Raw genomic sequence first — 12,892 nt, 5'->3', positions numbered from 1 at the left:
CGACCACAGAGGAACGATGACCGTTCGCCAGGTGACTATCGAGGACGTCGCGCAGGCGGCAGGAGTCTCCCGCCAGACCGTCTCGAATGCCCTCAACGCGCCCCACCGGCTGCGCGCCACCACTCTGGCCCGGGTCACCGCCGCCATCGACGAACTCGGTTACCAGCCCGACCAGTCCGCCCGCAGCCTGCGCACCGGCACCCGCAAGGTCATCGGCTACCCGGCGCCCGCCGACAACCCCGCCGACCCCAACCCCCTGATGGGCGGTTTCCTCCAGGCACTGGTGACCGCCGCCGACGCGGTCGGCCACCGCATCCTCGTGTTCCGCTCCGATCCCCGGCAGGGCGCCGAGGCGGTCGCCAGATCCTTCAGCGGCCTGATCGCGGCCCGCCAGGTCGACGGGTTCATCCTCTCCGACGTCGTCCACGACGACCCCCGGGTCGATGTGCTCACCGAGGCCGGCTTCCCCTTCGCCGCCTTCGGCCGTACGGCCCCCGGCCGCCCCCAGAACTGGGTGGACATCAACTCCACCGCCGCCACCGCCGCACTGGCCGGGCTCCTCCTCGAACAGGGCCACCGCCGGATCTGCTTCCTCAACTCCGCCGCGTCACTGCCCTGGCTCGCGGACCGCAGGGCCGGCTTCCTCCAGGCCGCGGCATCCGCCCCCGACGGAGCCTTCGAAGTCAGCGTCCCCGACGACGACCCGGCCGCGCTCTCTCACGTCGTCCAGCGTCTGCTCACCGGCCCCGACCGTCCGACCGCCCTGGTCTGCGTCAGCGACTGGATCGCCCTGACCGCCTACGAGGCCGTCCGAGCCGCCGGGCTCGCCGTCGGCGACGACATCGCCGTCACCGGCTTCAACGACATCCCGCTCTGCACGCTGCTCCAGCCCGCGCTCACCAGCGCGCGCCTTCCCCTGGCCACCATCGCCCACCACCTCGTCGACCGGCTGATCACGGCCGTCGAGAACCCTGCCGCCGTCCCGACGAGTGGTCTGCTGCTCGATGCGGAGCCGGTCGTGCGTGGCAGCACGCCGGGGCGGTAGCGGCGGCGCCGGACCGTCACCCCGGCCGGACGGTAGCCGGAGGAGTGTCCCGTCCGAGGCCGAGAGCGACGAGTGTCCGAGTACGTCCGGGCAGGGCCCGCGCACGGGTCTGATCCAGAGTGCCCGGCTCCTTCACCTTCTTGGCCACCAACCGTGTACCGGATCACACCCTCGCCCGATGGGCAGGGCATACAAATATCAAGACGAGCAGTGTCTTCAGAAGCCCTTGCTTAGTGGATCATGGTCGGGTGAAACGGCGCCATGAACTATCCGACGTCGAGTGGGAGTTCGTCCGGTCGCTCCTGCCCGCGTCGCTGCGAGGGCGGAAGCGGTTGGATGATCGCACCGTGCTCAACGGCATAGTGTGGAAGTTCCGCACCGGGGTGGGATGGCGGGACGTTCCTGAGCGGTACGGCCCGTGGGGCACGCTGCACACCCGATTTCGCCGGTGGGCCCTGGACGGCACTTTCGACCGGATGCTCCGGGCCGCCCAGGCGAAGGCGGACGCGGCCGGGGGCATCGACTGGCTTGTGTCGGTCGACTCCACGGCCGTCCGGGCTCACCAGCACGCCGCCGGGGCACGAAAAAGGGGGCAGTCCCGCACTCGGACGCTCCCGGGGCGGACTGACCAGCAAGATCCACCTGGCCTGCGATGCCCTGGGACGTCCGCTCGCTTTCACTGTCACTGGTGGGAACACCAACGACTGCACCCAGTTCACTGCCGTGATGGACGCGATACGGGTGCCCCGCCTCGGACCGGGACGGCCACGGAATCGGCCCGACCACGTCCTGGGCGACAAGGGCTACAGCTCCAAAGCCATCCGGGTCTGGCTCAGACAGCGCGGTGTCGGGCACACAATCCCGGAACGGGCCGACCAAATCCGAAACCGGCTCCGCCGAGGATGCCGCGGCGGGCGCCCGCCAACCTTCGATAAGCAGCTCTACAAACAGCGCAACGTCGTCGAACGCTGCTTCAACCGCTTGAAACAATGGCGCGGCATTGCCACGCGTTACGACAAGACCGCCGAGTCCTACCGGGCAGCAGTCGCTCTCGCATCGCTCCTGATGTGGGCTCGACGCCAAGCTACGGATAGTAGAGGAGCCCCTGACACCATGTCATGTGATGGATGGCGAGGGATGCCCGCACGGCTCGCGTACCGAGTTCCGCCGGGCCCGGGCAAGGTCAAGAGCCATGTGACTTTCGGCTGTCGGAGTCACCAGCCGGCGTGCCCGTCGCCGTGGTGGCCGGTGCCGCCTGCGCCGCCCTCGGACCAACCGCCGGAGTCCAATCCGTGGCCAAGACCGTGGCCGCCGGTAGTGAAGTCGGCGTAGAGGTCACTGAGCTCGCCGAGGAGTTGGCGGGTGAGGACGTCGGCGCCGGTGGTCAGTGCCGCAGCGAGCTCCACGTCGGCGGCCGGGACCGCTCCGGCGGCTGCGGGGGTGAGACGGTGCGTTGCGGCGAGGGCGGCCATACGGCGGCGGCCGGTGATGCCGCGCAGTCCAGGGTAGGCGGCAGGGGCGAGGCCCGCGGCCTGGGCAAGCACGGCGAGGGTGAGGTTGCGGTCAGCGGTGGACCTTGCCGAGCCAGAGCGGACCACGCTGTCGAGGCGGATCAGTAGCGCCTGGCGGCGTGGCATGTTCAGGGAAAGAATGTCGTTGCGAGTACGGCCGCTGGAATCGCGCCACCGACGGACACGGACCGCCTTCTGGTCCTCCAGTTGGGAGAGGTACTCGAGGGTCAGGGAGCGCGGTGTCCGGCGCAGCCAGTCCTTGAGGCCGGGCGGGGGAGTAGCTGCGCCGAGACCTTGCAGGACATTGCTCAGGCGACGGTCTTCGACAGGCCGGGTGTCCAACACCTCGATCCGTCGGCGCCCGACGGCGATCCGTCCGGCCAGGCACAGATCTGCCAACTCCGAGGCCCGCAGGGCGTACCGAAGCCGACTGTCGCTTCGTATGCGTATGCGCTGCCTGCCCGGGACTATCGCGAGCAGGAGTAGTTCATCCCCCGTAGTCATGCCTGCCAGGGTAGGCATGGCGGTCCGCGGAAGGGAGAGCTCCGCAGGATGCTCAGTGTGCTGCTTGTGTACTAGGCCCACACACTGGCACGCCTGCGCACAGCGGACCGAGTCCCGATCGGGAGCTCACACCTCACTGTCCCAGGGAGGCCAGGTCGATGGCGTCGGCCATCGCCCGGTATCCGGTGGGGTTGGGGTGGAGGTGGTCGCCCATGTGCAGGTCTTCCGTGATGCTGCCGGTGCCGTCGGGGTCCAGGGCGCACGCGAAGTCGACGACGGTGTCGTACTCGCCGCCGGTTTGGATCCATTGGTTGACCCGGCTGCGGATCTCTTCGCCTGCGGGGGTCCAGCCGGCCGCGCCCCGGTAGGGGGTGAGCGTGGCGCCGACGGCCCTGACTCCGCGGGCGTGGGCGGCGCGGATCAGTGTGCGGTGCCCCTCGATCAGCTGCCGCGCGGTGACTGGCGTGGCCTCAGGGCTGGTGCTGCGCGCCGGTTCAAAGGTTTGCTGGATGTCGTTGATGCCCATCAGGACGATCACGGTGCCGACGTGGGGCTGGTCGAGGACGTCCCGAGCGAATCGCGCGATACCGGCGTCACCGCCGAGGGCCGCGTCCGTGAGGAGCTTGTTGGAGCCGATGCCGGCGTTCAGTACCGGGCGGGGCAGGGCGGCGGTGAGCAGGCGTTGGGCGAGGAGGTCGGGGTAGCGGTCGTGGCGGTCGATGGTCGCACCGAACCCGTCGGTGAGGGAGTCGCCGAAGGTGACAACCGCGGAGGGCAGGCGGTGCTTGCCCGAGGTCTCGACGCCTTCGAGGTAGTACCAGGATCCGTAGGCGGGCTGGACCTTGTCGGTGTAGGCGGCAGCGGCCGGGTCGCGGTGGTGGTCACCGGCTGCCCGGTAGGTGGTGGCCATGGACAGCTGGTGGTACGTGGCCGGTCCGGTGGCCTCCTTGAAGTACAGGCTGATGGTGAGCTGGTCGAGCGGTTCGGTGGGCAGGGCGACCGGGTCGCTGACGGCGCGTCCCTTCGCGGGGATGGTGGTGGAGGGGAGGCCGGCGAAGCGCAGCGTGCGCAAGGTGCCCGGGCGCACGGCCGCGGCGCCGGCGGTACCGCCGATACTCGCGCCGGTCAGGCGCAGAGGTGTGTGGCTGTAGGCGTTGGAGAGGCGGATTCTGACCTGGGTGCCGCCGGTGTGGACTCGGACGACTTGACGGAGCGACTGGTTCATGAAGCCCTGCTCGGCCCAGGTTTCGAACCATGGCGCGGCGGAGGGCCGCATGACCGAAGTGGTCCACGCGCCGTGCCAGACGACGGGGCCGGAAGCCGGGAACATGGCCTCGAAGGAGGAGGCGGTCGTGGCGTGTGTGAGGGCGGGCGGGCTGGGTTGGGGTGAACTCATAGCGGAATGCTCTTCCTTCCGGGCTGGCTGGGTGAAGCGGGCTGGCCCGGGCGGGCCCGGCGGCGATCGGTCTTGGCGGTGCGCCGGGCCCGCAGGGCTGTGCCCCGGGCTAATCGGTCGTGGACGTGCGCCACTGATCGGCCATGGAGACACCGGGCAGGGGCTTGCCGATCACGGCGAGGGGGATGAAGAAGTTGACCTGCCCGATCGCCATGGCGAGGGTGGCCAGCGCCCTGTCGTCGTAGTGCTCGGCTGCCCGCGCGTACAGGCCGTCCGGGACTCGCTCGCTGCACCCGCCGGGCGTAAGGACGGCTTCCACCAACTCCAGGGCCACCCGCTCGGCCTGATTGAAGTAGGGGGCGTCCTTCCAGGAGACGACGGCGGCGATCTTCTCCTCCAGTACTCCCGCGCGGCGCGCGTTCGCGGTGTGCATCACCGTCAGGTACGTGTTCCCGGCTAGCTGCCCGGCACGCAGGTGGACCAGGGTGACGGTGCTCCGGGGCACCGCCCCATTGCCGATGATCTTGAAGAGAGCGGTGCTGACGTCGCCGAGTTCGGGGACCAGCTGCTGCGGGTCGGAGAACCGGGAGGTGAGGCTGTCGAGGCTGGTCGCCATCGTGTCCACAGGAGTATCCCTTTGTCAGTGCGGGCTGTTCGTCGCCCGGCTTTCTCGGCTGGTTCACTGCGCTGACGACGCCCGCGGGGGGAAGGTGACCGGCAGACGCGGATCTCTTCAGCAGGTTGCTAGGCCGGTGCCGCACGCGCGTGAACCACAGACCCCGCCCCAAGGACGACGGTCAGCGGGGCGGGGGGCGAGTAGCCGAACAGGTCAGTCCTCGACGGACGCGAGGTCGAGCCGGGCAAGCCGCTGGGGGTCAGACAGGATGTCGATGGCGGCGATCCTGCCTTCGGTGATGGTGAAGCTCATGACGGACAGCGGCTGTCCGTCGAGGGAGTTGACCAGGCCCGCGAAGCCGTTGACCAGCGCCGGGCGAGTGGTGGCGGTGGTTGCCATCCGCTGGAAGGTGTCAAGCCGGCCGGCGACCGCGGCGGCGCCGCGGTTGGTCCGCAGGCCCCCGGTGAGAGCACCGCCGTCCGCGCGCAGCACCACGTCCGGGTCGAGGAGTGCGAGCAGCGCGTCGAAATCGCCGCCGCGGGCAGCGGTCAGAAAGGCGTCCACCACCCGCCGCTGATCGGCCCGGTCCGGGTCGGGGGGCGGCGTCGTGCCGCGGACCCGCAGCCGGGCGCGGCTGGCCAGCTTCTTGGCCGTCGCGGGCGTGCGGTCGACGACCGGCGCGATTTCCTCGAACGACAGCCCGAACAGGTCATGCAGCACGAACGCCAGCCGTTCCGCCGGGCTGAGCGAGTCCAGCACCACCAGCAGAGCCAGACCCACCGAGTCCGCCAGCAGCGCCTGCTGCTCGGGGCCAGCCCCGTCCGCACCGTCATGGCCGATCACAAGATCGGGCAGTCGCTGCTCCAACGGCTCCTCGCCGCGCCGTTTGCGCGCACGGAGCATGTCCAGACACACACGGCCGACCACCGTGGTCAGCCAGCCCCCAAGGTTGTCGATCCGGCTGTCGTCGGAGCCCGCCAGGCGCAGCCAGGTCTCCTGGATTGCGTCGTCAGACTCGGCCAGGGAACCGAGCATGCGGTACGCCACTGCACGAAGATGCGGCCGGTGCTCCTCGAACCGCATGGCCAAGAACTCAGGTGGATTCACGATCACGAGCCCCTCCTCGACGGCATCGACTCCCTGACGCACCGCACCCCCGAAAGGTGACGCCGCACCCGCCGGTCTCGTTGCCCAGCAACACCGAAGGCCGCAAGGGCGCCTCTTCCTGGCGACCGGTAGCGCGAGGCCCCGGACCGGGAACCGTATCCCTCCCCTGGCCGTGGGCTGCCGCACGAGCATCCACTCCCGCGATGCGCCCGATCCGTGTAAGCGTGAGCGCGCCCGTGTCGGGCGCGAACCGTCCCCAACTACCGCCTGCCAGATGACCCGGACGACAGCCCCGGCCCGCCCCGAAGATGATCGCGACACCATGGGGCGTCGATCGAGAAGGGCGGGCAGCCCCGGCCGGCAGCTCCTCCGGACGCCAAGCGCAGGATGACGGGCGCAGAGGATTCAACCGTCAGCCTGTGCGGTGCGCCCCTTAGTACTCAAGTCGGACTTCGGTGTATGTCCTGGTCAACGGTTTGAGTGTGGGGATTTTAGCTGGATGGTGCCGGGTGAGGGGCGGGTTCGCCCGGCCTGTCCCACGAACGTATGACCACGCCGTGTGTAGTGACAGCGATGGGGACAGCCATCGCACGTGATCGATGACGTACCTGCCTCCGTGTGGGAACAAGACCTGGAAGAACTCTTCTTGCGGATCGGACACCGCTTCCCCCGCGTCGAGCCCAGACGCCGGATGCGGGACTACGTGCGAGGGCTGCTCGGGCCCGTGGGGCGCAAGAACTCCTGGCAACTGGCCGAGTTCGCCGGGCACCCCACCCCTGACGGGCTGCAGCATCTCCTGGGGAAGAGCCGCTGGGTAGCCGACGGGATACGCGACGACCTGCAGGGATACGTCGCCGAACACCTCGGCACCGACGAGGGCATCCTGATCATTGATGACACCGGATTCGTCAAAAAAGGCACCACCTCCGCCGGGGTGCAACGGCAGTACTCCGGAACCGCCGGCCGCACCGAGAACTGCCAGATCGGCGTATTCGCCGCCTACGCCACCACCCGCGGCCACGCTCTCGTCGATCGCGAGCTCTACCTTCCCAAGTCCTGGACCGACGACCCCGAACGCTGCCGCACAGCCCGCATCCCCGAGAATCGCCCATTCGCGACCAAGAACGAGCTGGCCCGCACCATGGTCCTGCGTGCGTAGGACGGCCCCCTGCCCGTCGCCTGGGTCGCGGCCGATGCCGCCTACGGACAGGACTCCCGCTTCCGACGCTTCCTGGAAGACGCCGGCCTCTCCTACGTCATGGCAGTGCCCAAATCCCAGCAGGTCCACGGCCCCCGCATCGACCACCTCATCGGCCAGGCCCCCGATCAGGCATGGCAGCGGCTCTCCTGCGGCGACGGCGCCAAAGGGCCTCGGCTCTACGACTGGGCTGCCGCCCGCCTGCCCGCCGTCTGGGAGTTCGACGGCGACGAGCCCACCCGACAACGCTGGATGCTCGCCCGCCGCAGCATCACCAAGCCCGACGAGCTCGCCTACTTCCTCGCATCCGCGCCCTTGGACGCCACCGTCGCCGATCTCGTTCAGGTTGCCGGGTGCCGCTGGAAGATCGAGGAGTGCTTCCAGAGCGCGAAGAACGAATGCGGCCTGGACCAGTACGAAGTCCGCCACTACGTCGGCTGGCACCGGCACATCACCCTTGCCATGCTCGCCCACGCGTTTCTCGCCGTCACCGCCGCCCAAGAGCGCCAAAAGGGGGAGCCGGTCACGACACACCCGACCTCGTGGACCTCACCCCGGCCGAGATCCGCCGTCTACTGGCAACTACCCGCCGGCATCCTGCTCGACAGGGCAACCATGCAATGAAGTGGTCGAGATGGCGCCGCCGACACCAGGCCCGGGCCCGCCGCTGTCACTACACACGGCGCGGTCACTCCTTCGCGGGACAGGCCGGGCGAACCCGCCCCACACCCGGCACCACCCCGCTAAAATCCCCACGCTCCAGCCGTTGACCAGGACATACACCGAAGTCCGGCTGGAGTACTAGGGGTGTCCGTGCAGATCGCAGTCGGGCGGGTCAGTGATCACGGGGCGACGCGGTCTTCATGGGGCGTTTCCCGCAGGTCTTTCCAGTACGGGCGCACCTGAATATGGGCTGGGCCGCCTCGGTCGTTCGCGTCGCCGCGTTCTGGACAGGCTGCCGGCGGCGAGGAATCCCAGACCGTGAGGGTTGCGGTCACATGTCCTGAGTCGCAGCTCGCGTCGCTGTCCGTAACCGCTCTCGAATCGGCCATCTTGTGCCCTGGGCACGCTTGTTGGTCGGATCACACTCGCCCTGCCCTGTATCGCCGCGTCAGCCCGCTACGAGGCGAGATGCGGCGCAGAGCTGCAAGAACCCAGGTGCCACACTACTGAGCGGCATGGTGCGCTCCGCCACTGGGCCTCCACCTCGCAGGCACACCTTCCTCACTGACATGAACATGCATTTCTCGCCAACGGAGCAACGGCGTGGCGGACTTGACAGAGTCTCATGATCGTCCGGTGATACGCTCGCGTGCACATGCCACGTGAGCATTCACCTTGGCATGGCTACAGCCAGGGGGCTCTCCGGGCGGTGACGTCTGCCCACAGCCGAGGGTCCGCTTGGACAGTTTTCGAGAGCTGGAATCCAGCCGCTCAATAGAGAGTCACATGACGAATTTTTGGCAGGATCCGACAGTCTGGGCGCTTGCCGTCGGCGTCGCTGTCGCCGCCACGGTAATAACTCGCCAGCGAAAAACGATCAAGGCGCTACGTCGTCAAAAGCAGGGCCTTCAGGGTGAGCTGACCGCATCGCAGGGCGGGGCCGCCGACCTCGAGTCCACCGTCACCGAGCTGCGCAGCGGCTACGACGAGGTGGTCCGCCAGGCCAAGGAAGAGGCGGAGGAGGCCACGAACACCGTACTGAAGTCGGCTATGCGGACCCTTCAAGGCCTTGCCGCGGAGCAGCAGCGGGCCATCTCCGGGCTGCAGAAGAAGTACGGCGACTCGGCCGTGTTGCGGGACATGCTGGACATCGACCACATGAACTCGCAATTCAACCGGCGTGCGCAGTCCATTGCTGTGCTGTGCGGCGGGTGGCTCGGCCGGCAGCGGGAGGCTGCATCGGTCTATGACGTGATCCGCGGAGCGCAGGGCCGTATCCGGCACTACCAGCGCATCGAAATCGCCTCACGGGTCGATTTCGCGGTGACCAGCCGTGCCGTCGAACCGATCGCGCTGACGGTGGCCGAGCTGCTCGACAACGCGACCAGCTATTCCGAGCCGTCCACCATGGTCGAGGTCGAGGTGCGGACGGTGCCCCGGGGCATCTGCATCGTGATCGACGACGCCGGTGTCGGCATGAGCGAGGAAGAACGGACGAACGCCACCGCTCTGCTGTCCAGCGGGTCTGCGGTGAGCGTTGCGGAGCTCGGCAACCCTCCCGCGTTCGGTTTCGCGGTGATCGGTGCCCTGTGCGCGCGGTTCGGGTTCACGGTCGCCATCGACAGCACCTCTCCCTACGGCGGCGTCCGCGCGGTGGTGATGGTGCCGAAGGAGTTGTTGACCGAGATGCCCGAGCCCAAGACGCCCACTACCACGCAGGAAGTCAATGCCGCTGCCGAGAGCCGCGCTTCGGCTCCTGCGGCGGCAGAGGGCGGGCTGCCCCGGCGACGGAACAAGCGCGGCATGGCGCTCGTGCCGGACGGCGGCCGCAGATCTGATGAAGCGCCGCCGGCCCGGTCAGCAGAGGCAAGGGTGGCGGCCATGGGCGCGTTTCAGCGCGGCACTCTCAGCGGCCGAGGTGCGGGGGTACCGGCCGCCGAAGGCGATACCACTGCCGATTCACACGAAGGATTCGATGCCCCGTGAGCGACGACCTGTCCTGGATGCTTGAGGACGCGCTGCAGATTCCGCATGCTCTCCACGCGGTCCTGATTTCTGCCGACGGCCTCCAGATGTCCCGTACTGCGGAGTTCGACAGGGGCGATGCCGACAAGGTGGCCGCCGCAGTCTCCGGCCTGCAGTCGCTCAGCCGGGCCGTCAGCTTCTTCTGCGGTGAGCACGGAGCGAACTGGCGCCAGACCCTCATCGAGTTCGACGGGGGCTGGGTGTTCCTGAACGCTGCGGGCGGCGGCAGCTACCTTGCCGTGGCGGCGTCGGCCGAGGTCGACATGCAGGACATCACGTACCGGATGCAGCAGCTGGTCAGCCGGCTGGGCAAGGCGATGTCGACCGGCCTTCGCGGCGAATCGGTCACCTCATGACGGAACCCGGCCGTCCCGAGCCCGAGCCCGAGTTCGTGTCCGAGGCCGGAGCATTAGTCCGTCCCTACGTGATCACCCGTGGCCGTGACCTGCCTGATGAGGGCGAGTTCGCCCTCATCACTCTCGTTACGACGGCCACCGACGAGCAGCAGCGCCCCCAACGGCTCTCGCCCGAGGAGGAACAGATCCTGGAGATGTGCTCCAGTGGCTACCTCTCGGTCGCTGAGATCGCCGCGCACTCCCAGTTGCCGCTCGGGGTGGTCAAGGCGCTGCTCAGTTCCCTCGCCGAGGGGGGCTATCTCGTGACCCGGGCGCCGGTGCCCTCGGCTCGTCCCACCAACAAGGCCCTGCTTAAGGAGGTGCTCGATGGCCTCAAGGCTCTCTCTGTCTGAGGATGCCTACGTGCCCAGCGGCGCACAGCAGACTGCAGTGAAAATCCTGGTCGTCGGGCATTTCGCCGTCGGCAAGACCACCCTGATCGGCTCACTTTCCGAGATCACGCCGTTGTCCACCGAGGAGCGGATGACGACGCTCTCGGAGCGCGTCGACGACCTCAAAGGGGTTCAGGGAAAGACCACCACCACCGTCGCCCTGGACTTCGGCCGGCTGACGCTGAGCGAGCGCATCGTTCTGTATCTGTTCGGCTCCCCCGGACAGCAGCGCTTCGTGAGTCTCTGGGACGACACGGCCCGCGGAGCGCTGGGCGCCCTGGTCCTGGTGGACCCCGAGCGCCTGGCCGACTCCTTCGACATCATGGATCTGGTCGAGAGTTACGGCCTCGATTTCGCCGTGGCCATCAATCACTTCGACGGCAGTACGGTCCACACCCCGGAGGAAGTCCGGGAGGCACTCGACCTGCTGCCCGACACCCCCGTCGTCACCATCGACGCACGCGACGAGAAGTCGTCCGTCGACGCCCTGATCACCTTGGTCCGCTATCTGCACGAGCGCGCCGACCTGGAGCACGCATGACAACCCCCTCTGTACCTCCGCCCGGCTGCCCCGCACACGGCAGCGGGCAGCGCATACCCCTGGACAGCGCGGAGTTCGCTGCCAATCCGCACGCGTACTACCGCTACATGCGCGAGCTCGGCCCCACCGCTCCGGTCACCATCGCCCCCGGCGTGGAGGCGACGCTGGTGACCGATTACAACGCGGCTCTGGAACTGCTGCAGGATTCGACGACCTTTCGCAAGGACTCACGCCGCTGGCGTGCCCTGGCTGAGGGCTGCATCCGCCCCGACAGCCCGGTCCTGCCGCTGCTGGCCTACCGGCCGAACGCGATGTTCACCGACGGCGCCGAGCATGTGCGGCTGCGGCAGGCCATCACCGACTCCTTCGCCCGCGTCAGCAACAAGCGGCTGAGCCGGATCGTCGGCCAGGCGGCCCAGTTCCTCATCAACCAGTTCAGCGCCCGCGGCAGCGCCGACCTGCTCCGCGACTACGCCCAGCAGCTCCCGCTGTACGTGTTCAACGAGCTGTTCGGCTGCCCGGCAGAGATCGGTGACCGGGTGCTGTTCGGCATCTCCGGCATGTTCGACGGAGTCAACGCCGAAGCGGCCAGCCAGGTCCTGCTCGGAGCGGTCAGCGAGCTGGTGGCGCTCAAGCGCGCCCAGCCCGGGGAGGACGTCACGTCCTACCTGATGCAGCATCCGGCGCAGCTGAACGACGAGGAACTGGCGCACACACTGGTGTTGCTCCTCGGCGCGGGCGGCGAGCCGGAGGGCAACCTGATCGGCAACGCCTTCTACACGATGCTGACCAACGAGGAGTTCGCGCGCCTGGGGCAGTTCGACAAGGCTGTGGACGACACTCTGTGGCGCAATGCGCCGATGTCCAACTACGCGCCCCATTACCCGGTGGTCGACACGGACGTGGCCGGCGACAAGGTGCGCGCCGGTGACCTGGTGCTGGTGTCCTTCGGCGCCGCCAACACGGCGCTCGCGGACCGCGGTGCCGACACTCGCGGTCACCTCGCCTGGAGCGCCGGCCCGCACGCCTGCCCGTCGAAGGAGCCGGCCAGGCTGATCGCCCTGACGGGCCTGGAGACGCTGTTCAACGCCCTGCCCGACGTTGAACTCGCCGTCCCCGCGGACAGCCTCGCCTGGCGGCCCGGCCCCTTCAACCGGGCCCTGATCTCCCTGCCCGTCCGGTTCAGCGCAGTCACCCCGCGCGCCGCGGCCGCACCGGCGCCGACGGCCGTGCCCCGCTACGAGGCACCCCCCGTCGCGGCCTCACCCGCGCCTGCGGCGCCGCAGCCCACCGGCAAAGCGGGGCGCTGGAGCAGCTTCATGAAGTGGCTGACGGGCGAGTAGCCCCACACCCCCTGTGATGCATGTGACACAGGCAGTTGACATGGCCTGCATGAAAGATCAACTTCCTGGGTAGGACGGCGCGGAGTGTCTGGAGTGACACAAGATGAAGGAGAGGCAGTGGACCTCGCAAATATCTCCGCGCCCCCATCCGCGAGC

General features: G+C 68.6%; 10 protein-coding genes and 2 pseudogenes. 8 read left to right on the top strand and 4 right to left on the bottom strand.

From position 1 onward, the window contains the following. Window positions 1-31 precede the first annotated feature (31 nt). Window positions 32-1,045: a LacI family DNA-binding transcriptional regulator gene (locus tag OG912_RS03005; RefSeq protein WP_327708030.1), complete on the top strand. Its 1,014-nt coding sequence runs from the start codon at window positions 32-34 to the stop codon at window positions 1,043-1,045. Between the two features lie 248 nt (window positions 1,046-1,293). Next, window positions 1,294-2,125, top strand: a pseudogene (locus tag OG912_RS03000) (IS5 family transposase); the annotation flags it as partial. 134 nt (window positions 2,126-2,259) lie between these two features. Here the strand turns inward: OG912_RS03000 and OG912_RS02995 are convergent. The 4 genes from OG912_RS02995 to OG912_RS02980 all read right to left on the bottom strand — a co-directional run bounded on the left by OG912_RS02995 (window position 2,260) and on the right by OG912_RS02980 (window position 6,185). Then, window positions 2,260-3,060 (bottom strand): GOLPH3/VPS74 family protein, encoded by an 801-nt coding sequence (locus OG912_RS02995; protein WP_327708029.1) that lies wholly within the window; start codon window positions 3,058-3,060, stop codon window positions 2,260-2,262. 133 nt (window positions 3,061-3,193) lie between these two features. Continuing rightward, window positions 3,194-4,456: an SGNH/GDSL hydrolase family protein gene (locus OG912_RS02990; protein WP_327708028.1), complete on the bottom strand. Its 1,263-nt coding sequence runs from the start codon at window positions 4,454-4,456 to the stop codon at window positions 3,194-3,196. A 109-nt stretch (window positions 4,457-4,565) separates the two neighbouring features. Then, window positions 4,566-5,072 (bottom strand): carboxymuconolactone decarboxylase family protein, encoded by a 507-nt coding sequence (locus OG912_RS02985; protein ID WP_327713328.1) that lies wholly within the window; start codon window positions 5,070-5,072, stop codon window positions 4,566-4,568. 213 nt (window positions 5,073-5,285) lie between these two features. After that, window positions 5,286-6,185 carry a sigma-70 family RNA polymerase sigma factor gene (locus OG912_RS02980; RefSeq protein WP_327708027.1) on the bottom strand — a complete coding sequence of 300 codons (900 nt, stop codon included), beginning with the start codon at window positions 6,183-6,185 and terminating at the stop codon, window positions 5,286-5,288. A 586-nt stretch (window positions 6,186-6,771) separates the two neighbouring features. Here OG912_RS02980 and OG912_RS02975 point away from each other — a divergent pair. The 6 genes and pseudogenes from OG912_RS02975 to OG912_RS02950 all read left to right on the top strand — a co-directional run bounded on the left by OG912_RS02975 (window position 6,772) and on the right by OG912_RS02950 (window position 12,736). Next, window positions 6,772-8,001, top strand: a pseudogene (locus OG912_RS02975) (IS701 family transposase). 825 nt (window positions 8,002-8,826) lie between these two features. Further along, entirely contained in the window at window positions 8,827-10,026 is a 1,200-nt protein-coding gene (locus OG912_RS02970) for an ATP-binding protein (protein ID WP_327708026.1), read from the top strand. Then, complete coding sequence (locus OG912_RS02965) at window positions 10,023-10,421, top strand: roadblock/LC7 domain-containing protein (RefSeq protein ID WP_327708025.1); 399 nt, start codon at window positions 10,023-10,025, stop codon at window positions 10,419-10,421. The genes OG912_RS02970 and OG912_RS02965 overlap by 4 nt, the downstream gene beginning before the upstream one ends. Beyond that, window positions 10,418-10,813: a DUF742 domain-containing protein gene (locus OG912_RS02960; RefSeq protein WP_327708024.1), complete on the top strand. Its 396-nt coding sequence runs from the start codon at window positions 10,418-10,420 to the stop codon at window positions 10,811-10,813. Before OG912_RS02965 ends, OG912_RS02960 begins: the two co-directional genes overlap by 4 nt. After that, window positions 10,788-11,393 carry a GTP-binding protein gene (locus OG912_RS02955; protein ID WP_326739823.1) on the top strand — a complete coding sequence of 202 codons (606 nt, stop codon included), beginning with the start codon at window positions 10,788-10,790 and terminating at the stop codon, window positions 11,391-11,393. Before OG912_RS02960 ends, OG912_RS02955 begins: the two co-directional genes overlap by 26 nt. Then, window positions 11,390-12,736: a cytochrome P450 gene (locus OG912_RS02950; RefSeq protein WP_327708023.1), complete on the top strand. Its 1,347-nt coding sequence runs from the start codon at window positions 11,390-11,392 to the stop codon at window positions 12,734-12,736. The genes OG912_RS02955 and OG912_RS02950 overlap by 4 nt, the downstream gene beginning before the upstream one ends. The last annotated feature ends 156 nt before the right edge of the window (window positions 12,737-12,892 follow it).

This window comes from Streptomyces sp. NBC_00464 (genome assembly GCF_036013915.1).
Classification (GTDB): Bacteria; Actinomycetota; Actinomycetes; order Streptomycetales; family Streptomycetaceae; genus Streptomyces.
Note: the sequence above shows the minus strand (reverse complement) of the source record. Positions and strands in the feature narration are given on the sequence as shown.

Coding starts and splice junctions, on each gene's coding strand:
- OG912_RS02950 (WP_327708023.1), top strand. CDS start 11,390: ATGACAACCCCCTCTGTACCTCCGCCCGGCTGCCCCGCACACGGCAGC.
- OG912_RS02990 (WP_327708028.1), bottom strand. CDS start 4,456: ATGAGTTCACCCCAACCCAGCCCGCCCGCCCTCACACACGCCACGACC.
- OG912_RS02985 (WP_327713328.1), bottom strand. CDS start 5,072: ATGGCGACCAGCCTCGACAGCCTCACCTCCCGGTTCTCCGACCCGCAG.
- OG912_RS02995 (WP_327708029.1), bottom strand. CDS start 3,060: ATGACTACGGGGGATGAACTACTCCTGCTCGCGATAGTCCCGGGCAGG.
- OG912_RS02960 (WP_327708024.1), top strand. CDS start 10,418: ATGACGGAACCCGGCCGTCCCGAGCCCGAGCCCGAGTTCGTGTCCGAG.
- OG912_RS02970 (WP_327708026.1), top strand. CDS start 8,827: ATGACGAATTTTTGGCAGGATCCGACAGTCTGGGCGCTTGCCGTCGGC.
- OG912_RS02955 (WP_326739823.1), top strand. CDS start 10,788: ATGGCCTCAAGGCTCTCTCTGTCTGAGGATGCCTACGTGCCCAGCGGC.